Source organism: Stenotrophomonas maltophilia group sp. Smal32 (assembly GCF_030237085.1).
In the GTDB taxonomy this organism is placed as follows: Bacteria; Pseudomonadota; Gammaproteobacteria; order Xanthomonadales; family Xanthomonadaceae; genus Stenotrophomonas; species Stenotrophomonas maltophilia_Q.
Window position 1 is genome coordinate 96,037 of sequence record NZ_JASJSI010000001.1, and the last position, 21,023, is coordinate 117,059.

17 protein-coding genes are annotated in these 21,023 nt (G+C 68.3%); 9 read left to right on the top strand and 8 right to left on the bottom strand.

Annotation, left to right across the window (positions count from 1 at the left end; translation table 11 throughout):
• Nucleotides 1-62: 62 nt before the first annotated feature.
• Both QRO91_RS00400 and QRO91_RS00405 read right to left on the bottom strand, forming a co-directional pair.
• Complete coding sequence (locus QRO91_RS00400) at nt 63-1,232, bottom strand: L-dopachrome tautomerase-related protein (protein ID WP_197632375.1); 1,170 nt, start codon at nt 1,230-1,232, stop codon at nt 63-65.
• Nucleotides 1,233-1,459: 227 nt separating this feature from the next.
• Entirely contained in the window at nt 1,460-2,803 is a 1,344-nt protein-coding gene (locus tag QRO91_RS00405; protein ID WP_197619439.1) for a chloride channel protein, read from the bottom strand.
• A gap of 203 nt (nt 2,804-3,006) precedes the next feature.
• Here QRO91_RS00405 and bioB point away from each other — a divergent pair, with 203 nt between their 5' ends.
• The 5 genes from bioB (at nt 3,007) to bioC (ending at nt 7,844) form a co-directional block, all read left to right on the top strand.
• On the top strand, nt 3,007-4,050 hold the full coding sequence (gene bioB / locus QRO91_RS00410; RefSeq protein ID WP_049431874.1) for a biotin synthase BioB: 1,044 nt from the start codon (nt 3,007-3,009) through the stop codon (nt 4,048-4,050).
• Nucleotides 4,051-4,117: 67 nt separating this feature from the next.
• Complete coding sequence (gene bioF / locus QRO91_RS00415) at nt 4,118-5,341, top strand: 8-amino-7-oxononanoate synthase (protein WP_049431871.1); 1,224 nt, start codon at nt 4,118-4,120, stop codon at nt 5,339-5,341.
• Between the two features lie 17 nt (nt 5,342-5,358).
• Nucleotides 5,359-6,138, top strand: coding sequence for a pimeloyl-ACP methyl ester esterase BioH (gene bioH / locus QRO91_RS00420; RefSeq protein WP_197650776.1), 780 nt, complete (start codon nt 5,359-5,361; stop codon nt 6,136-6,138).
• 29 nt (nt 6,139-6,167) lie between these two features.
• Entirely contained in the window at nt 6,168-6,947 is a 780-nt protein-coding gene (locus QRO91_RS00425) for an SDR family oxidoreductase (protein WP_049431869.1), read from the top strand.
• A gap of 12 nt (nt 6,948-6,959) precedes the next feature.
• Nucleotides 6,960-7,844, top strand: coding sequence for a malonyl-ACP O-methyltransferase BioC (bioC, locus tag QRO91_RS00430; protein ID WP_197650775.1), 885 nt, complete (start codon nt 6,960-6,962; stop codon nt 7,842-7,844).
• A gap of 83 nt (nt 7,845-7,927) precedes the next feature.
• Here bioC and QRO91_RS00435 read toward each other — a convergent pair whose 3' ends face one another.
• The gene (locus QRO91_RS00435) at nt 7,928-8,572 is read right to left on the bottom strand and encodes a YdcF family protein (protein WP_049432036.1); all 645 of its coding nucleotides are present in this window, start codon (nt 8,570-8,572) and stop codon (nt 7,928-7,930) included.
• Complete coding sequence (locus QRO91_RS00440; RefSeq protein WP_285310183.1) at nt 8,557-9,519, bottom strand: pyridoxal-phosphate dependent enzyme; 963 nt, start codon at nt 9,517-9,519, stop codon at nt 8,557-8,559. The genes QRO91_RS00435 and QRO91_RS00440 overlap by 16 nt, the downstream gene beginning before the upstream one ends.
• 159 nt (nt 9,520-9,678) lie before the next feature.
• Between QRO91_RS00440 and QRO91_RS00445 the strand changes: the two genes are divergently transcribed.
• Nucleotides 9,679-10,170, top strand: coding sequence for a hypothetical protein (locus QRO91_RS00445; protein ID WP_100443712.1), 492 nt, complete (start codon nt 9,679-9,681; stop codon nt 10,168-10,170).
• A gap of 554 nt (nt 10,171-10,724) precedes the next feature.
• Nucleotides 10,725-12,614 (top strand): tRNA uridine-5-carboxymethylaminomethyl(34) synthesis enzyme MnmG, encoded by a 1,890-nt coding sequence (mnmG, locus tag QRO91_RS00450; RefSeq protein WP_197650772.1) that lies wholly within the window; start codon nt 10,725-10,727, stop codon nt 12,612-12,614.
• Nucleotides 12,615-12,777: 163 nt separating this feature from the next.
• Here mnmG and smeC read toward each other — a convergent pair whose 3' ends face one another.
• From smeC to smeA, 3 genes are read right to left on the bottom strand one after another with little or no spacing between them, the layout of a single operon-like run.
• The gene (gene smeC / locus QRO91_RS00455) at nt 12,778-14,193 is read right to left on the bottom strand and encodes a multidrug efflux transporter outer membrane subunit SmeC (RefSeq protein ID WP_197650771.1); all 1,416 of its coding nucleotides are present in this window, start codon (nt 14,191-14,193) and stop codon (nt 12,778-12,780) included.
• The gene (smeB, locus tag QRO91_RS00460) at nt 14,190-17,339 is read right to left on the bottom strand and encodes a multidrug efflux RND transporter permease subunit SmeB (protein WP_197650770.1); all 3,150 of its coding nucleotides are present in this window, start codon (nt 17,337-17,339) and stop codon (nt 14,190-14,192) included. Before smeB ends, smeC begins: the two co-directional genes overlap by 4 nt.
• A 12-nt stretch (nt 17,340-17,351) precedes the next feature.
• Nucleotides 17,352-18,548 (bottom strand): multidrug efflux RND transporter periplasmic adaptor subunit SmeA, encoded by a 1,197-nt coding sequence (gene smeA, locus QRO91_RS00465; RefSeq protein WP_197650769.1) that lies wholly within the window; start codon nt 18,546-18,548, stop codon nt 17,352-17,354.
• A gap of 117 nt (nt 18,549-18,665) precedes the next feature.
• Between smeA and baeS the strand changes: the two genes are divergently transcribed.
• Together baeS and QRO91_RS00475 are read left to right on the top strand one after the other, a co-directional pair.
• Nucleotides 18,666-20,069 (top strand): sensor histidine kinase efflux regulator BaeS, encoded by a 1,404-nt coding sequence (baeS, locus tag QRO91_RS00470; RefSeq protein WP_285310184.1) that lies wholly within the window; start codon nt 18,666-18,668, stop codon nt 20,067-20,069.
• A complete protein-coding gene (locus tag QRO91_RS00475) occupies nt 20,066-20,755 on the top strand; it encodes a response regulator (RefSeq protein WP_049428943.1) in 690 nt (229 codons plus the stop codon). The genes baeS and QRO91_RS00475 overlap by 4 nt, the downstream gene beginning before the upstream one ends.
• A gap of 59 nt (nt 20,756-20,814) precedes the next feature.
• On the opposite strand, the gene QRO91_RS00480 is transcribed toward QRO91_RS00475, so the two are convergent.
• Nucleotides 20,815-21,023 (bottom strand): hypothetical protein (locus QRO91_RS00480; RefSeq protein ID WP_285310185.1); only part of this gene is annotated, 209 nt, incomplete at its 5' end.

Here is a 21,023-nt window from a genome sequence, read left to right on the forward strand (position 1 = left end):
CCCGGGGCCATCAGGCGCACCCCCTTCAACCCGTAGGCATCCTTACCCGTTTACGGGGCACTTCACCGCGTCGGCGCAGGTGCGGCATCCACACGCGTGCGATACACCATGTAGGGCTTCTGCCGGCGATCCACGCCGCCATTGAAGCCGGCCTGTCGATGCAGCTGGTTGGCGGTGAAATACAGATAGCCGTCCGGCCCCATCGACAGCGTATCCGGCCACAGGATGCGCGGGTCGTGCACCACCGTCGTCCACCGCCCCTGCGCGTCGCGGGCATGGATGGCATTGTGCTCGTAGTCGCTGGTATACAGCCGGCCGTTGGCATCCATTTCCATGCCGTCGGACGCTCCCTTGTCGCCGAGGTCGACCACGGCTGCCGCCAGCGTCGCCTCATTCACCGTGGAGTCGCGCAACAAGGCGGTGGGCACGCTGTACAGATGGCGGCTGGACAAGGGCGTATAGAACAGGGTGCCGCCATCGGGCGACAGGGCGATGCCATCGGCGGCCACGGTGAAGGACGCCGACGAACCATCGGTGTTACGCAGTCGCATCTGCTGCCCTTCCACGATCGGCACGAAGGCGGGATCGGCCGAGGTGGACACGTGGCCGACCAGGCGCTTGGACGCGGCGCCAGTGGCGAGGTCGATCACGATGATGCCGCCGATACCGCTCAGCGACGAATCGGTCACGTAGGCCACGCCCTCGCGGCCGACCCGGAAGTCGAAGCGCACATCGTTGACGTAGGTGCGCGCATCGATGACGTCGGCCGGGAACACCAGTGTCCTGGCCACGCTGTCGGTGGCAAGGTCGATCGCCACCAGCTTGGCGCCGCCGGCCTGCGGCGCTGAAAAGCTCGGTGCGGCGGTGTCCAGTACCCAAAGCCGGCCCTGGCCATCGGCCACCACGCTCTGCACGCTGATGAAGTGTGCTGCCGGGTCGGGATCGTCCTTGCGGTTGATGCGCGCATCCGGATAGGGCACGGCGCGGCCGTCGCGCCATTCGGCCACGCTGTAGGCCACCTCATCGCCCCAGCGCGGGAAGTTGACGAAGATGCGCCCGGTTTCAGATACCGCCACGCTGGTGGGCATGGCGCCTTCGAAACGCGCCACCGGTTCGAGGGTGCCGATGCTGCGCTCGCTGGGCAGCAATGGGGTGCCCGCCAACGCCAGCGCGGGGGAACTGGCCAGGGCCAGGACGGCAGCCGCCAGGCTGCGGATACGGCAGTTGATCATGGTCGCGCTCTCGATGCAGGTCCGGGTGCAGCCCCGGCGTGGACGCATCTTCTGCGTCGCACGTGGCATCGGGTAGACGGTGCAACGCGGAATCAGCTTCACCGCTGGAGTGAAGATGGAGGGCTGATTGATCGCGTTGATTGAAGCAATGATCGCTGTCTATCGGCGCGACCCAGAGGTATTCGTCATTGCGTTGCATGGCCGACGATCACATGCCTTTCGCCGCTTCACAATCGCGCAGGAGGATCCGCAGCAGCTACATCTCCAACCGCTTTCGGCACCATCAACAGCTCCGCCAACCCGCGATAGATCGGTACCCTGCACACCAGCCCGGACACACCACGGGCGATCAGCACCGTCGCCAGGATCGGCAACAGCAGGTCGCCACTGTCGGTCAGCTCCAGCGAGATCACCGCCGACGTCAGGGGGGCCTGGGTAACGCCGGTCAGGTAGGCACACATGCCCAGCAGCACAAAGGCACGCGGGTCCACGCCCGGCATCAGCACTGCCAGGTTGTGGCCGAGTCCCGCGCCGACCGCCAGCGCGGGCGAGAACAGGCCGCCGGGAATGCCCGCCACATACGAGGCCAGATTGGCCAGCAGCTTCATCAACCCGAACTCGTGGCCGACCACCGCCTGGCCCTGCACCAGGCTGCGCGCCTGCTCGTAGCCGGTGCCGAACGCGCCTTCGCCGAAGACCAGGGCGAGCAGTACCACCACCAGACCACAGCCTGCGGCCAACAGCACCGGATGCCGCTGCCGCAGTTGCCCGAGCCAGCGCGGGCGGCCCGCCGCACTGGCCAGCACCGCACGCGCGAACAGGCCTCCCAGCAGGCCCGCCACCACGCCGCACAGCAGGATTGCCAGCCAGCCCTGGCCCAGCGGCAGACGCGCACTCACATGGCCGAAATAGGTGTAGTTGCCCAACAGACCGAGCGATACCACACCACCGACGATCACCGCGGTCAACAAGGTGCCGGAGAAGCGATGTTCGAAACGGCCGCTGAGCTCCTCGATGGCGAAGACGATGCCGGCCAGCGGCGTGTTGAACGCCGCCGCAATACCGGCAGCGCCACCGGCCAACAGGAAGTGCGAGAGCTCGCGGGGATCCTTGAAGCCGAACCAGCGGCCGAACAGGTACATCAGGCTGGCACCCACGTGCACGGTCGGGCCCTCGCGGCCAACGGACGCGCCACCGAGCAGCGACAACGAGGTCAGCAGCAGCTTGCCGGCTGAGACCGCAGGCGAAAGATTGGTCTTCCGGAATGGCTCATCGGGCTTGTCCAACGCAGCGATGACCTGCGGAATGCCGCTGCCCCGCGTGGGTTTCAGCACGCCGGAGGTCAGCCAGGCCAGCAGCGCGAAGATGCCCGGCGTGAGCAGCAGGGCCCACCACGGCGAGTGCGAGGTGATGCGCTGGAACAGATGGAAGGCCGCATCGCTGGCCTTGGCGAACAGGATCGCCACCAGCGCCACGGCCACGGCACCGCCCCAGAGCGCGGCGCGGCGGCGCCAGGCCTCGCTGAGGACCAGCGCGCTGATGCGGCCGCGGAGACGATGGAGATCGGTCATGGGAAAGAGTCTGCGCGCCAGCACTTCCGTTGGGCAGCGGCCACTTTGGCCGAAGCCCTTGCAGGATGCGGTGAAATGCGGCGTTTCCGCCAAGCTTGATGGGAGTGGCCACCCGTAAACCACAATAACATCATCGCGGTTGACAGCATTCATCAACCCACCCACACTGCCGCCCTCGCTCCATTCGTACCCAAGGTCCCGCCATGGCTGCTGCCATCCGCCACGACTGGCAACACGACGAACTGCAGGCGCTGTTCGATCTGCCGTTCCCCGAGCTGCTGTTTCGCGCCGCAGCGGTCCATCGCGAGCACTTCGACCCTTCGCAGGTGCAGGTGTCCACGCTGCTGTCGGTGAAGACCGGCGGCTGCCCGGAAGACTGCGCGTACTGCCCGCAGGCGCAGCGCTACAGCACCGGGGTGAACGCGCAGAAGCTGATGGAGACCGACGCGGTGCTGGCCAAGGCACGCCAGGCCAAGGCCGCCGGTGCATCGCGCTTCTGCATGGGTGCCGCATGGCGTTCGCCGAAGGATCGAGACATTCCGAAGGTCGCGGCGATGATCGCCGGGGTGAAGGCACTGGGTCTGGAGACCTGCGCCACGCTGGGCATGCTCAGCGGCGAGCAGGCGCGTGCGCTGAAGGACGCCGGCCTGGACTACTACAACCACAACATCGACACCGCGCCGGACTACTACGATTCGATCATCCACACGCGCCAGTACCAGGACCGCCTGGATACGCTGGAACACGTGCGCGATGCCGGCCTGAAGACCTGCTGCGGCGGCATCGTCGGCATGGGCGAGACGCGCGCGCAGCGCGTCGGCCTGCTGCTGGCGCTGGCCACGCTGCCGGCGCATCCGGATTCGGTGCCGATCAACAAGCTGGTGCAGGTGGCGGGTACGCCGCTGCATGGCAGCGCCGAACTGGACCCATTCGAGTTCGTGCGCATGATCGCGGTGGCGCGCATCGCCATGCCGCGCTCGATGGTGCGGCTGTCGGCCGGGCGCGAGGCGATGAGTGACGAACTGCAGGCGCTGTGTTTCCTGGCCGGCGCCAACTCCATCTTCTACGGCGACAAGCTGCTGACCACCGGCAACCCGGAAAGCGAACGCGACCTGGCCCTGTTCGCCCGGCTCGGGCTGCAGCCGATGGCGGTGCAGGTGGATGCCGAAGGCCACGACCACGGCGGCACCGTGCACGCCGATATCAGCGCCGATGCACCCGGCTGCGGCTGCGCTCACGCCGCCTGAGACGGGCCGCAAGCAGGCGCCGCGGCAACGCGCTACCCTAGCCGCCCCGTCGACGCATTCAGCCACCATGGCCCGCCCCGACCTGACCGCCCGCCTCCACGCCCAGCGCGCTCTGCGCGATGTCCAAGGCCGTCGCCGCCCGCGACGTACGGTCACCCGTCGCGATGGCGTGCGCCTTGAGGTGGACGGCCAGTGGCTGACCGGCTTCTGCAGCAACGATTATCTGGGCCTGGCGCAGCAGTTCAGCGTGGTCAATGCGCTGCAGGACGCCGCTGCGCGCGAAGGTGCCGGTGCCGGTGCCTCGCACCTGGTCTGCGGCCACCACGCGATGCACGACGCCCTCGAACGCGAAGTGGCCGAATGGCTGGGTTACCCGCGTGCATTGCTGTTCGGCAGTGGCTTCGCCGCCAACCTGGCGGTGCAGCAGGCGCTGCTGAGCGAAGAGAACGACGTATGCGTGCAGGACAAGCTCAACCACGCCAGCCTGCTCGATGCGACGCGGCTGGCCGGTGCGCGCCTGCGCCGCTACCCGCACCTGGATGCGGAAGGCGCGATGCGCCAGCTCAAGCACGCGCCCGACGGCGCGGCGATGCTCGCCACCGACGGTGTCTTCAGCATGGATGGCGACATCGCGCCGCTGCGTGCGTTGTCGCTGGTCGCGCGCCTGCAGCAGGCGTTGTTCTACGTCGATGACGCGCATGGCGTGGGCGTGGTGGGTGATGGCCGTGGCGCCGTTGCTGCCGCCGGCCTGGGCGTGGACGACGTACCGCTGCAGCTGGTAACGCTGGGCAAGGCCTTGGGCGGTTCCGGTGCGCTGGTGCTGGGCCGCGACGATCTGATCGAGCACCTGGCCGAAACCGCGCGCCCGTACATCTACACCACCGCCGTGCCACCGGCGATGGCCGCCGCTGCACTCGAGGCGGTGCGCCTGGCGCGCCGGGACAACTGGCGCCGTTCCAAGCTGGCCGACCTGATCGCGCTGTTCCGCAGCGAAGCACGCCGCCACGGGCTGGACCTGATGGCCTCGGAAACGCCGATCCAGCCGCTGCTGTGCGGCGATGACCACAGCGCCATGGCGATGTCCAAGGCGCTGGAACAGGCCGGCTGGCTGGTCGGCGCGATCCGCCCGCCGACGGTGCCGGAAGGCAAGGCGCGCCTGCGCGTTACGCTGTCCGCACTGCATGCGCCGGAACAGGTGCGGGGCCTGGTCGAGGCCATCGCCAACGCGCGGGATCGCCTCGACCTGGCCGTACGCGAAGCCGCCCCGCCGCCGCTGCCCGCTTTTGCCTGAGTTCCGCTTCGTTGCCCATGCATATTGAAGTCACCGGCCGTGGGCCGGACCTGGTGTTGATCCACGGTTGGGCCCTGCAGGGCGGCGTGTTCGCGCCGCTGGTACAGCGGCTGGCGGACCAGTTCACCCTGCATCTGGTCGACCTGCCCGGCCATGGGCACAGCCGCGAGGACACCACGCCGCTGCGCCTGCCGTTCGTGGTCAGCGCCATTGCTGCGGCCACGCCACCGGCGGTGTGGTGCGGCTGGTCGCTGGGCGGCCTGTTTGCGTTGCACGCGGCGGCAACGCTGCCGAAGGTACGCGGCCTGGCAATGATCGCCGCCACGCCGCGTTTCGTGCGTGGCGAGGATTGGCCGCACGCGGTGGAACCGGCAGTGTTCGAGCAGTTCGGGCGCGAGCTGGCCAACGATTTCGGCGGTACCCTGGAGCGCTTCCTGGCGCTGGACGTGATGGGCTCGGCGCACGCCCGCGAGGAGCTGCGCACGCTGCGCCAGCGCCTGGTCGAGCGCGGTGCCCCCACTGAACGCGCCCTGCTGGAAGGCCTGCGCCTGCTCGAAAGCACCGACCTGCGCGGTGCACTGCCAACGCTGGGCAAACCCAGCCTGTGGATCGCCGGCCAGCGCGACCGCCTCGTGTCACCGGTCGCCATGCAGGCCGCTGCGGCGCTGACCCCGGGCGCGCAGTCACTGACCGTCGCCCACGGCGGCCATGCGCCCTTCCTCGGCCATGCCGATGAGGTGGCCGCCGCCCTGCAACACTTCGTTGCCCGCCTGTCACCGGCCGATGGCGGACAATGAGCGCCTACCGAATTCCGCAGGACTGACGCATGGATCTGGGTATCACTGGTCGCTGGGCACTGGTCTGCGGCGCAAGCAAGGGGTTGGGCCTGGGCTGCGCGCGCGCGCTGGTGCGTGAGGGCGTGAACGTGGTGGTCGTAGCGCGTGGCGAGGCTGCACTGCAGGTCGCCGCCGACGAACTGCGTGCACTGCCCGGTGCTGGTGAGGTACGCGCCGTCGCCGCCGACGTCACCACCGAGGCCGGCCGTACGGCGGCGCTGGCCGCCTGCCCGCAGGTGGACATCCTGGTCAACAACGCCGGTGGCCCACCGCCGGGTGATTTCCGCACCTTCGAGCGCGACGACTGGATTGCCGCACTGGATGCCAACATGCTGGCGCCGATCGCGCTGATTCGCGCCACCGTGGATGCAATGATCGAGCGCGGCTTCGGCCGCATCGTCAACATCACCTCGTCGGCGGTGAAGGCACCGATCGACATCCTGGCACTGTCCAACGGCGCGCGCAGCGGCCTGACCGGTTTCGTCGCCGGCCTGTCGCGCCGCACCGTGGCCCACAACGTCACGATCAACAACCTGCTGCCCGGCCAGTTCGACACCGATCGCCTGCGCGCCAACTTCGCCCACAGTGCGGGCAAGGACGGCGACGCCGCGGAAGTGGCCGAGCGCCGCCGCCAGCAGATTCCCGCCGGCCGCTTCGGCACGCCGGACGAGTTCGGCGCCGCCTGCGCCTTCCTGTGCAGTGCACAGGCCGGTTACCTCACCGGGCAGAACCTGCTGATCGACGGCGGCGCCTACCCCGGTACGTTCTAAGAGACTTTCGCAATGCCGTCCCACTTCGATGCCCGCCATGTCCGTCGCGCATTCGCGCGTGCCGCCACCAGTTACGACGCTGCCGCCGCCCTGCAGCGCGAGGTGCAGTCGCGGCTGATCGAATCGCTGGACTACCTGGAGGCACGCAAGCCCGAGGTGGTGCTGGACATTGGTTCCGGCACCGGCCATGCCAGCGCGCTGATGAAGAAGCGCTGGCCGAAGGCGCAGGTGATCGCGCTGGACGTGGCGCTGCCGATGCTGGACCAGGCCAAGCGCCAGGCCGGCTGGTGGAAGCCGTTCCAGCGCCTGTGCGGCGATGCCAGTGCGCTGCCGCTGGCCGACAACAGCGTGGACGTGATCTTCAGCAACCTGTGCCTGCAATGGGTGGATGACCTGCCGGCGGTGTTCGCCGGGTTCCGCCGCGTGCTCAAGCCGGGTGGCCTGCTGCTGTGCTCGACGTTCGGCCCGGAAACGCTGATCGAACTCAACGAAGCCTTCGCCGCCGCCGACGACCGCCCGCACGTGAGCCGCTTCGCGCAGATCGCGCAGTTCGGCGATGCACTGATGATGGCTGGCTTCCGCGACCCGGTGCTGGACCGCGATCTGTTCACCCTGACCTACGACGACCTGCCATCGCTGATGCGCGAGCTGCGCGCGATGGGCGCGACCAATGCGCGGGTAGACCGCCGCCATACCCTGACCGGGCGCGGACGTTTCGCTGCCGCCGCGGCCGCGTACGAACCGATGCGTGGCGCCGACGGCAAGCTGCCCAGCAGCTGGGAAGTGATCTACGCCCACGCCTGGGCACCGGACCCCGGTGCGCCGATCCGCGAAGGCGGGCATGACGTGGCCTCGGTGCCGGTGTCGGCAATTCCGATCCGGCGCAAGCAGACCTGACTGCCTGGTAGTGCCGGCGGCATCGCGATCTGGCAGGTTGTGCCGACCAAGGTCGGCAGCCACCCAAAGCAGGCGGCCACCGCTCAGGTATTGGCCGGCGAACTCAGCGGCGGGCGCACCAGGTCGCGGTGGAAGAAGTAGATTTCCTGCACCAGGAAGCGCCAGCTGGTATGGAAGCTGCGGAAGCGCGTGCTGGGTGTGGACGAGGCCAGCGCATCGATGCCCAGCGCCTTGCTCAGGCGCAGCGCGCGCGCCATGTGCAGCGGGTCGCTGACAATGATCACCCGGTGCAGGTTGCGCTGGTCCATCAAGCGTTTGGCTTCCACCAGGTTCTGCACGGTATTGCGCGACGCGGTCTCGATCAGGATCGCGTCATCCGGCACGCCATGCTTCAGCGCGTAGCGCCGCGCCACCTGCGATTCGGAGAAGCGCGCGCCGGTGCCACCATAGCCACCGGTGAAGATCAGCAGCGGCGCGTAGCGTGCTTCATACAGGTCCAGCCCGTGGCGGATGCGCTCCTCGAACACCGGTGACGGCTTGGCGTCATAGGCCGCGGCACCCAGCACGATGATGGCGTCGGCCTTGGCGGCCTGGTCGCGTTCACCGATCCAGACGATCCAGGCGGTCACGCCCAGCAGCCAGATCACCAGCAGCACGAACAGCCGCCACAACCAGCCCAGCAGGCCGGTGCGTTCGCGGTGCCGCCCGCGGCTCACGCCGCCTCCCAGCGCAGGGCTGGCAGGTCGACGTTGCCGCCGGACAGCACCAGGCCCACGCGCAGGCCGGCGAAGCGCTGCGGCTGCGCCAGCACCGCAGCCAGCACGGTGGCCGAAGAGGGTTCCACCACCTGCTTGAGCACCTCCCACAGCAGGCGCATCGCCACCAGCGTCGCGGCGTCATCGACCACGATCACCTCGGCACCCGCGGCGCGCAGCAACTCGAAATTGGGCGCGCCGATCAGGGTACGCAGGCCATCGCAGATGGTGTCCGGGGTAAACGCGCCATGGCGCTCGCCGGTGGCCAGCGAGCGCGCGGTGTCATCGGCACCGGCCGGCTCGGCCAGAATCAGCCGCGTGTGCGGACTGGCGTGCTGCAGGGCCAGCGCGGTACCGCTGGCCAGGCCACCGCCGCCCACCGGCACCACCAGCACATCGAACGGGCCGTCGCTGTGCAGCAGTTCCAGGGCCGCAGTGCCCTGCCCGGCCATCACCGCCGGGTCCGTATACGGATGCACCAGGGTCGCGCCGGTATCGGCCTGCACCCTGGCACAGGTGGCCTCGCGGTCGGCGATGGTCGGCGGGCAGCGCCAGAGCGTGGCGCCGTGGCGGGCGATGTTGGCCAGCTTGGCGGCCACCGCCCCTTCCGGCACCACCACATGGCAGGGGATGCCGCGGGTGCGTGCGGCCAGGGCCAGCGCGGCACCGTGGTTGCCGGAGGAATGGGTCACCACGCCAGCACTGGCGCGATCAGCATCGAGCGACCACACGGCATTGCAGGCACCGCGGAACTTGAATGCGCCGCCGCGCTGCAGGTGCTCGGCCTTGAACGCCAACTGTGCGCCGGTCATTGCATCGAGCGTGCGCGAGCGCAGCACCGGGGTCACGCTGGCATGCGAGGCGATCCTCGCAGCAGCAAGCAGGAGGTCATCGGCGCGGGGGAACAGTGAATCGCTCATGACGCAAGATTAACGTATGCCCCTGCGCTGGCGACCGGGGCACAGGTCATGCCAGCATGCGGGCCTACGCCTCCATTCATCCTGGCCAGCCGAATTAAGGGCCGATTCAATGCCCGCGCACGAAGCTGGCTGCACACCCGTCCTCTGGGGGGACCCACCATGAAAATGCGCCTGTTGCTTGCCGGTGGCCTGTTGCTGGGCCTGACTGGCTGCACCACCTACGACTATGTAGGCGGTGGCCGCGGTGGCGGCTACTACCACGGCGCGCCGTCGGTGGAGTACCGCTACCCGGCCGGCTATCCCTACAACTACGGCTACCCGTACTACGGTGGCTATGGCGGCTATTACGGCGGCTATGGCAACCCGTACTACTCGCGCCCGATCTACCGTCCGCCGCACAACCACCGCCCGCCGCCGCGCCCGCCCGGCAACGGTGGCGAGAACCGGCCGCCGCCGCCGCCGCGGCCGTCGTACAACGGCGGTTCCCCGTGGCGGAACATGGATTCGATGCGCCGCCCGCCGCAGTCGAACATGCAGCCGCCGGCGCCCGCGCCGCAGGCCCGTCCGGCCCCGGCACCGAGTGCGCCGAGGATGAATGGTTCCCCCTGGCGCAACATGGATCGTGCGACGCAGCGCACAGTTGAGCGCTGAACCGTCTTGCATTTCACACGGTCTAAGCCGCAATCTACGCGGACAGTGACGGCCCGCGTCACAAAGTGACAAAAACGACACGGGCCGCCGCAAAAAGCTCTACGTCGATATCCGACAGGAACATCTGGATCCCCCCTGTTCCGGCCCTGTCGGATGTCGGCACCTCTGAAGGCAGACGGCCCCGCATTGCGGGGCCGTTTGTTTTGGGGACAGTCCAAGCGCCATTCGCGCAGGCCCGGTTTCAGTAGATCCACGCCATGCGTGGATGAAGCTCTCCCTACAGCCCCAAAAAAAACAGGGCCGGACAGTCCCCCGACTGCCGGCCCTCTGCTCCCCCATCGTGCGCCTGTACCGGCCCCTGTTCCAATTCCGGTCACGGGCGCCTTCGGCGCCAGCCACGATGGGTGCTATTGGGTTATCTGCAAAAATCCTGCCAACTTTAGGGCCGATTTCGCCGCCAACGGGCCGGCGCCGGCGTCCGGGCCCCGAATGGCGCTAAAATCGCCACCCCGGCGCCCCCCCGGGCCGCGCCTGCCCCAAGCTGAACAGCCCCCATGAACCCGTCCTTCCATCGTTACGACGTCATCGTCATCGGCGGTGGCCACGCCGGCACCGAAGCCGCGCTGGCCGCAGCCCGCACCGGCGTGCGCACCCTGCTGCTGACCCACAACATCGAAACCGTGGGCGCGATGAGCTGCAACCCGGCCATCGGCGGCATCGGCAAGGGCCATCTGGTCAAGGAAATCGACGCCCTGGGCGGGGCGATGGCGCATGCCGCCGACCGTGCCGGCATCCAGTGGCGCACGCTCAACGCGTCGAAGGGCCCGGCCGTGCGTGCCACCCGCTGCCAGGCCGACCGCAACCTGTACCGCATGGCGATCCGTGCCATAGTCGAAGGCCAGGCCAACCTGACGGTGTTCCAGGCCGCGGTCGATGACCTGGTGATCGAGGGCGACGCCGTGCGCGGCGTCATCACCCAGACCGGCCTGCGTTTTGACGCCGGGGCCGTGGTGCTGACCGCCGGCACCTTCCTGGCCGGCAAGATCCACGTCGGCCCGACCCAGTACGCCGCCGGCCGCATGGGCGACCCGCCGGCCACCACGCTGGCCGCGCGCCTGCGCGAGCGTCCGTTCCAGGTGGACCGCCTGAAGACCGGCACGCCGCCGCGCATCGATGGCCGCTCGCTGGACTACAGCGTGATGGACGAGCAGCCAGGCGATTCGCCGCGGCCGGTGATGTCCTTCCTCGGCTCGGTGGACGAGCATCCGCAGCAGGTCAGCTGCTGGATCACCCATACCACCGAGCAGACCCACCAGATCATCCGCGACGCGCTGCACCGCTCGCCGCTGTACAGCGGCCAGATCGAGGGCATCGGCCCGCGCTACTGCCCGTCCATCGAAGACAAGGTGGTGCGCTTCGCCGAGAAGGCCAGCCACCAGATCTTCGTCGAACCCGAAGGCCTGGGCATCGTCGAGATCTACCCCAACGGCATTTCCACCTCGCTGCCGTTCGACGTGCAGCTGGAGATGGTGCGCAGCATCCGCGGTTTCGGGAACGCGCACATCACCCGCCCCGGCTATGCGATCGAGTACGACTTCTTCGACCCGCGCGGGCTGAAGGCCTCGCTGGAAACCAAGCTGGTCAACGGCCTGTTCTTCGCCGGCCAGATCAACGGCACCACCGGCTATGAAGAAGCCGCCGCGCAGGGCCTGCTGGCCGGCCTCAACGCCGCACGCCAGGTGCGCGGGCTGGACGGCTGGTGCCCGCGCCGCGACGAGGCGTACCTGGGCGTGCTGGTGGATGACCTGATCACCCACGGCACCAACGAGCCGTACCGCATGTTCACCAGCCGCGCCGAGTACCGCCTGCAGCTGCGCGAGGACAACGCCGACCAGCGCCTGACCCCGGCCGGCCGCGAGATGGGCCTGGTGGATGACCGCCGCTGGAGCGCGTTCGAAACCAAGCAGGCTGCGGTTGCCGCCGAGCGCGCGCGACTGGGCGCACTGTGGGCGACCCCGGCCAATGCGCTGGGCCGTGAAGTGCAGGACACGCTGGGCGTGGCGGTCAGCCGCGAAACCAACGTGCTGGACCTGATCAAGCGCCCCGAGCTGGATTACGCGCAGCTGATGCAGGTGCCGTCTCTGGGCCCAGCCGTGGCCGACGGCAAGGTGGCCGAGCAGGTGGAGATCGGCGTGAAGTACGCCGGCTACCTGGATCGCCAGCGCGAGGAAATCGAGCGCCAGCAGCGGCATGAGGCCACGCCGATCGCCGAGGCGTTCGACTACGCGACCGTGCGCGGGCTGTCGGCCGAAGCGCTGCAGAAACTGGAGCGCGTGCGCCCGCAGACCATCGGCCAGGCGCAGCGGATTCCCGGCATGACCCCGGCGGCGATCTCGCTGCTGCTGGTGCACCTGGAGCGGGCGCGCCGCGGCCGCGTGGCGTAACGCGCCGCTGCGCTCGCCGGGCATGGCCCGGCGCTACCGTGCATTGGCGGGGATTCATCCACGCATGGCGTGGATCTACTGCCTCCCGCCCTGGTAGATCCACGCCATGCGTGGATGAAGGCCTCCGTGCCGACCAAGGTCGGCAGCTACCGGAACGAACGCGCTACCGTGCGTCCGCGCCGCCGCCCAATACCTTGAACAACGTCACCCGGTTGCCCGCTTCCTGCTGCTGCAGCGAGATCAGGTCCTGCTGCGCGGCATACAGGCTGCGCTGTGCATCCAGCGACTGCAGGTAGCCATCCAGCCCGGTGCGGTAACGTGCATCGGCCAGCGTGTAGCTGCGCTGGCTGGCGGCCACCAGCGCGCGCTGCGCGTCCATCTGCGCGGTCAGGTGGTCACGCGTGGCCAGCGCATCGGCCACTTCGCTGAAGGCCTGCTGGATCACCTTCTCGTACTGCGCGATGCCGATGTCCTTGCCGATCTTCGAGGCATCCAGCGATGCCTTCAGTGCGCCGGCATGGAAGATCGGCGCGGTGATGCTGGGCGCGAACGACCAGCCACGGGTGCCGGCCGAGAACAGCGTCGACAACGCGGTGGAGCTGTGGCCGTAGTTGGCAGTCAATGTCAGCGTCGGGAAGAATGCAGCGCGCGCGGCACCGACATCGGCGTTGGCGGCCTGCAACGCATGCTCAGCGGACAGCACATCCGGGCGCTGCAGCAGCACGCTTGAAGGAAGATTGGCAGGCAGCGGCGCCAGTGCCACGCTGCCCTCCAGCACCTGCACGGTCGGCAGCAGTGCCGGATCCAGCGGCGACCCCACCAACAGCTGCAATGCATCGCGATCCTGCGCCTGCTGTGTCTGCAGCTTGGCGAGCGCGCCGCGCGCGGCTTCCACGCTGGTCTGTACCTGCGACAGATCCAGCCCCGAGGCGAGCCCCTGCGCATGGCGGGCCTCGGTGCGCTGCAGGGTCTGCTGCTGGCTGTCCAGGGTCTGTTGCGTGAATGCCAGCGACTGCCCATCGGCCGCCAGCGCCAGCCACGCCGTCGCCACTTCGGCGACCAGGCTGGTGCGCGCCGCACGCTGGTTCTCGGCACTGGCCAACCAGTTCTGCAGGGCCTCGTTCTTCAGGCTGCGGATGCGTCCGAACAGATCCAGTTCCCAGCTGCTGATGCCGACCTGCACGGCATCGGATTCGGTTACCTGGGTGGCCCCGGTTTCACTGTTCGCATCGCTCACGCGCGAGCGGGTGACGCTGCCACTGGCATCCACCGACGGCAGCAGCGCCGCACGCTGGATGCGGTACTGCGCGCGTTCCTTCTCCACCTGCAGCACGGCCACGCGCAGGTCGCGGTTGTTCTGCAGCGCCAGCGCGATCACCTGCTGCAGGCGCGGTTCGAGGAACACCTCGCGCCATGCCGGCATCGCCAGCGCAGGATCAGCCTCGCCGGTGGCCGCATTGCCGAACTGTACCGGCACCGGTGCCCCGGGTCGCTGGTAATGCGGCGCCATGCTCACGCAGCCACCGAGCACGGTGGTCATCGTCGCGGCCGCCAGGGCGCGCAGCAGCATCAGCTTCATGGGCTCACCTCCGGGGCAGTGGCTTCGGTCGCTGCGCGCCCCGGGAACAGGCGGCGCACCAGCAGGTAGAACAACGGCACGAAGAACATGCCCAGCACCATCGAGGCGACCGTGCCGCCGGCCACGCCGGTACCCAGCGATCGGCGCGCGGCTGAACCGGCACCGGTGGCGAACACCAGCGGCAGCACGCCCATCAGGAAGGCCAGCGAGGTCATCACGATCGGCCGCAGCCGCAGGTAGACCGCCTGCAGGATCGCCTCGCGGGTGCTCTTGCCCTGCTGTTCGAGGATGCGCGCGAACTCGACGATCAGGATGCCGTTCTTGGCCGCCAGGCCAATCGTGGTCAGCAGGCCGACCTGGAAGTACACGTCGTTGTTGAGGCCACGCAGGTTCATCATCAGCACCGCGCCGAACACGCCCACAGGCACGGCCAGCATCACCGCGAACGGCACCGCCCAGCTTTCATACAGCGCGGCCAGGCACAGGAACACGAACAGCAGCGAGATGGCGTACAGCATCGGTGCCTGGTTGCCCGACAGCTGTTCCTGGTAGGCCATGTCCGACCAGGCGTGGCTGAAGCCCTCCGGCAGCGTATCGGCCAGGCGCGCGATCTCGGCCATCGCCTCACCGGAGCTGACGCCGGGCGCCGGCTGGCCGGTGATCTCCATCGCCGAGATGCCGTTGTAGCGTTGCAGCGCGGCCGGTGCGCTGGACCAGTGCGCGCTGACCAGCGATGACAGCGGCACCATCTGTCCGGCCTGGTTGCGCACGCTCCAGCGCTCGATGTCCTGCGGCTGCATGCGCGCTTCGGCGGTGCCCTGGATGAAGACCTTCTTGATGCGGCCCTTGTAGATGAAGTTGTTGACGAAGTCGCCGCCCAGCGCCGCGTTCAAGGTGTCATTGATGTCCTGCGGATTCACGCCCATCGCCTGCGCCTTGGCGTCGTCCACCTTCACCGCATACACCGGTGCATCTTCCAGGCTGGCATAGCGCACGTTGACCAGCTTCGGATCCTTGGCAGCTTCCTTCAGCAGGGTGTTGCGCGCGGCCACGGCGGCGGCATGGCCGGCACCGCCTTCGTCCTGCAGTTCCAGAGTGAATCCGCCCGCATCACCCAGGCCGAGGATGGCCGGCGGCGAGGTGATGAACACCTGCGCATCGGGCACGCTGGCCATGGCCTTGGTCAACCGCGCGGCGATGGTATCGGCATCATCCTTGCGGTCGTCCCAGTCCTTCAGGCGGATGAAGGCCTGCCCGACGTTCTGGCCGCTGCCGGTCACGCTGAAGCCGGCCGTCGCCTGGATCGACAGCACGCTGTCGTCCTTCACCGCGGCGGCACTGAGGCGGTCCATCACCGCCCGGGTCTGTTCAAGCGTGGCGCCGGCCGGCAGCTTCACCAGCGCGTTGAGCATGCCTTGGTCTTCATCCGGCAGGAACGCGCCGGGCAGGTGCCACAGCAGCAGGCCGGTGACCACGCTCAACAGCAGGTAGAACACCACGCCCAGCGTGCGCCGGCCAAGGAAGCCATCCACCCGACGACGCAGGCCGTTGGAGGTGCGTTCGAAACGGTGGTTGAACCAGATGAAGAACTTGCCCAGCAGGCTCGGCTCGCCGCCGTGGTCGCCGTGCGGATGCCCGCCCTTGGGAATCTGGTGCAGGATGCTGCCGCACAGTGCCGGGGTGATGGTCATCGCGACCAGGACCGACAGGATCATTGCTGCAGCAATCGTCACCGAGAACTGGCGGTAGATCACCCCGGTGACACCACTGAAGAACGCCATCGGCAGGAACACCGCGGTCAGCACCAGCACGATGCCGACCAGCGCGCCGGTGATCTGGCCCATCGCCTTCAGCGTGGCCGGCTTCGGCGCCAGCCCTTCGAAGGTCATCACCCGTTCCACGTTCTCCACCACCACGATGGCATCGTCCACCAGCAGGCCGATGGCCAATACCAGCGCGAACATGGTCAGCGTGTTGATCGAATAGCCGAACGCGGCCAGCACGCCGAACGTGCCCAGCAGCACCACCGGCACCGCGATGGTCGGGATCAGGGTGGCGCGCCAGTTCTGCAGGAACAGGTACATCACCAGCACCACCAGGATGATCGCCTCGACCAGGGTTATCACCACTTCCTTCAGCGAGATGGTCACGAACGGCGTGGTGGTGAACGCCACGTGGGCGGTGTAGCCATGCGGCCAGTACTTCTGCAGCTGCTGAAGCCGCGCATCGATGGCCTTGGACACGGCGATCGCGTTCGCACCGGCATTGAGTTCAATGCCCAGCGAGGCCGACGGCTTGCCGTTGAAGGTGCTGATGCTGTCGTAGCTCTCCGGGCCCAGGCCGATCGTCGCCACGTCGCCCAGATGCACCACGCTGCCGTTGGCATCGGCCTTGAGCACCACCTGCGCGAACTGCTCGGGCGTGTGCAGGCGGCTGCGCGCGGTCACCGTGGCGTCGAGCTGCTGGCCCTTCAGCGCCGGCTGGCCGCCGAGTTCACCGGCCGAGACGTCGGTGTTCTGTGCCTGCAGCGCGGTCTCGATGTCCGACGGCATCAACGCGTACTGGCGCATCTTCTCCGGGTCCAGCCAGATGCGCATGGCGTACTCCTGGCCGATCGGCTGGATGTTGCCGACACCACTGACGCGGCTGATCTGGTCATCGATGCGCGCTTCCATGAAGTTGGCGACATCGAAGTTGTCCATGCTGCCGTCTTCGCTGGTGAACGACAGCACCTCGAAGATCGAACCACTGGACTTGGTGATGGTCAGGCCGTTCTGCTGCACCGCCTGCGGCAGCGTGGCCATGGCGGCCTGCAGCTGGTTCTGCACCTGCACCTGCGCGGTGTCCGGGTTGGTGCCGGTGGCGAACACCAGGTTGACCTGCGCCGAGCCGTCGGAGGCGCTGGTGGAGGTCATGTACATCAGGTGGTCCAGGCTCTGCTGGGACTGCTCGATGACCTGGGTGACCGCGTTTTCCACGGTCTGCGACGAGGCGCCGGTGTAGGTGGCGCGGATGGTGATGGTGGGCGGGGCGATCTGCGGATAGCGGTCCACCGGCAGGATCAGGATCGCGAGCAGGCCGAGCAGGCTGACCGCAATGGCGATCACCCAGGCGAAGATCGGCCGGTCGATGAAGAAACGAACCATGCGCGGCAGGCCTCAGTGCGACTTTTCGTCGGTGTTGCCGTTCGGGTCGACCGCCGGCATCGCTGCCAGCTGCGCCGTCGTGGCCGCCACCGCCTTCACCTGCTGGCCCAGTGATACCGCACTGCCGTTGCTGACGATCACCCGTTCGCCGGCTTTGAGGCCGTCGGTGATCTGCCACTGGTTGCCGACCACCTGGCCGGTGCTGACGCGGCGCTCGACCACGTGGTCCCGGGCATCGAGCAGGCGCAGCAACGGCTCGCCGCGCTCGTTGCGCACCACTGCCTTCTGCGGCACCAGCAGCGCGCGCGCGTCGGTGGCCATCGGCAGCACCGCCTTCAGGTACATGCCGGGCAGCAGCAGGCCGTCCGGGTTCGGGATGACCGCACGCAGCACCACATTGCCGGTGCCCGGATCCACCGCGCTGCCGACGAACTCCAGGGTGCCCTCATGCGCATAGGTGCTGCCGTCCTCCAGCAGCACCTTCACCTGTGCCTTGCCATCGATGGCCTTCACCAGGCCGGCATCGAGCTGCTTGCGCAGCGCCAGCATCTGCGTGCTGGACTGGGTGACATCCAGGTACACCGGGTCCAGCCGCTGGATGGTGGTCAGCGCGGCGTCCTGCCCGGCCGCGACCAGCGCACCCGCGGTCACGCTGGAGGTGCCGATGCGACCGTCGATGGGCGCGGTCACCCGGGTGTAGTCGAGGTTGATGCGGGCGGCCTGCAATGCAGCGCGCGCAGCAATCACATTGGCCTGCGCCTGCTTCAGCGCCGAGGTGGCGTCGTCGGCATCCTGCTTGCTGGCCGCATCCATGTTCACCAGCGCGCGGGTGCGCTCGGCCTTCGGCTGGGCCGACAGCACGGTGGCCTCGGCCTGCGCCAGCTGGCCGCGGGCGGTATCGAAGGCCGCCTGGTATGGCGCCGGATCGACCTGGTACAGCAGCTGCCCTGCCTTGACCTGTTGGCCTTCGGTGAACAACCGCTGGCGGATCAGGCCGCCGATCTGCGGCCGCACCTCGGAGATCTCGAACGGCACGGCGCGGCCGGGCAGGGTCTGCTGTAGTGCCAGCGGCCGCGCGCTGGCCGTGATGACGCCCACTTCGGGCATGGCCGGTGCTTCAGTCCTGCCCGCCGAACAGGCCGCCAGGGCCAGCAGCAGGGGCAGCAGCAGGGGACGCGGGGAACGGGACAGCGGGCGCAGGAGGGACATGGGGGGCGTAGGGGCCTTGCGTAGACCCGTGCACGCTGCCGTGGAACTGTGCAGAGAATATGGAGATTGTGCGACCGGCTCAGCTGGCGCTTGCTTTCGGCGCCGCATGCGCCGCTAATGGCCTCCGCGATGGCGAAGATTCGACTCAAATTCGGCCTGACCGCGAAGACCTTCCTCGCGATCTTCACCGCCTGCCTGCTGGTGCTGGCAGTGAACGGTATTGCCAGCCGCGTGGCCTTCCAGACCGGCTTCCTGGACTACCTCAACGACCAGGGCGACCTGCGCATGCAGCGGCTGATGCCCCACCTGCAGCGCGAGTACCGTGAGCACGGTGGCTGGGGACATCTGCACGGTGATGGCGACCGCTGGGCGCGGCTGCTGCGCCCGGACCTGGCCCATGGGCACGAAGGACCGGTGCCGCCGCTGTCCGACCAGACCGGCGTGCCGTCGCGTCTGGGCCTGTTCGATGCACGGCACCACTTCGTGGCCGGCAACCCCGACGCCACCAGCGATGACGAGCCGCATGCGGTGCAGGTGGACGGGCAGACCGTCGGTTGGCTGGGCATGGTGCCGTTCCAGACCGTCATCGCCACCAACGACCTGAATTTCTACAACACCCAGGTGCGCGCCTGGTGGGTGATCGGCATTTCGCTGCTGCTGGTGACGGTGCTGCTGGCCTGGCTGGTGTCGCGCGCGCTGCGCCAGCGCCTGGCCAAGCTGGCCGCGGCCACCCACCGGTTGGCCGCCGGTGACTACGGCACCCGCATCGAGCGAACCAGCGACGATGAGCTGGACGCACTGGTCAACGACTTCAACCGGATGGCGCAGGCGCTGGACGATACCGAGCGCAACCGCCGCGCCTTCATCGCCGACATCTCGCACGAACTGCGCACGCCACTGGCGGTGGTCCGCGCCGAGCTGGAGGCGATCGAAGATGGCATCCGTCCGCTGGACCGCGCCAACCTGGTGGGCCTGCAGGGCGAGATCCGCCAGCTGGGCAAGCTGATCGACGACCTGCACGACCTGTCGATGACCCAGTCCGGCGGCCTGGCGTACCGTTTCGCGCCACTGGACCTGGCGGCGCTGCTGCGCAGCGAACTCAACGGCATGCGCGTGCGCTTCGCCAATGCAGGCCTGGCGCTGGAAGAAGATCTGCCCGCCACGCCGTTGCAGGTGTCCGGTGACGAACGGCGCCTGCAGCAGGTGCTGGCCAACCTGCTGGAGAATGCACTGCGCTACACCCACGCCGGTGGCCGCGTACTCGTGCAGGCAGCGCACGTGCCTGCCGGCGTGCAGCTGATCGTGGAAGACACCGCGCCGGGCGTGCCTGCCGACAAGTGCGCGCTGCTGTTCGAACGCTTCTACCGCGTGGAAAGTTCGCGCAACCGCGCCAGTGGTGGCAGCGGGCTGGGCCTGGCCATCAGCCACAACATCATCCTCGCCCACCACGGCGTCATCCACGCCGAGCCCTCGCCACTGGGCGGGCTGCGCGTGGTCATCACCCTGCCGGAGCCTGCATGAGCACGTCGCCCGCCATGTGCGCGAAGATCCTGATCGTCGAGGACGAGCCACGCCTGGCCTCGGTACTGCGCGACTACCTGGCCGCTGCCGGCATGGCCAGCGAGTGGGTGGACGACGGTGGCCAGGTGATCGACGCGTTCGCGCGCTACCAGCCCGACCTGGTGCTGCTGGACCTGATGCTGCCGCAGCGCGACGGCGTGGACCTGTGCCGCGAACTGCGCGCCAGCAGCGATGTGCCGGTGATCATGGTCACCGCACGGGTGGAAGAGATCGACCGCCTGCTGGGCCTGGAGATCGGTGCCGACGACTACATCTGCAAGCCGTTCAGTCCGCGCGAAGTGGTCGCTCGGGTAGTGGCGGTGCTGCGCCGCTACCGCCCAGACCCCGGTGCGCGTGCCAACGGCGGCCTGCACATCGACGAGCCGGCCGCACGCGCCACCTGGAACGGCAAGGGCCTGGACCTGACTCCGGTGGAATACCGCCTGCTGCGCACGCTGCTGGCCACGCCAGGCCGGATCTGGGCGCGCGATGAACTGCTCGACCGGCTGTACCTGGACCATCGCGTGGTGGTCGACCGCACCGTCGACAGCCATGTGCGCAACCTGCGCCGCAAGCTGGCCGACGCCGGCATGGAAGGCGAGCCGATCCGTTCGGTGTACGGCATGGGCTACAGCTACGAACCCTGAGCTCCCTGTAGAGCCCTCCCCCTGCTCGGCTGCGGTGGGTGCCGCGCATGGGCTCGGGTCTACAACCCCCCACCCCGGGATCTTAGTCCCGAAAGCCCTGAATTACCGACATGCCGCTGAACCCGCTCGCCCCCTTTGGCGAAAAAATTCCCGTCATCGGCGAGCGTGTGTAAATCCACCCGGCCTGCACCGTCATACGTGATGTGGAAATTGGCGAACAACTTTTCGTTTTGCCCGCGACCGTGAAACGCGGCGAATTTAAATAACT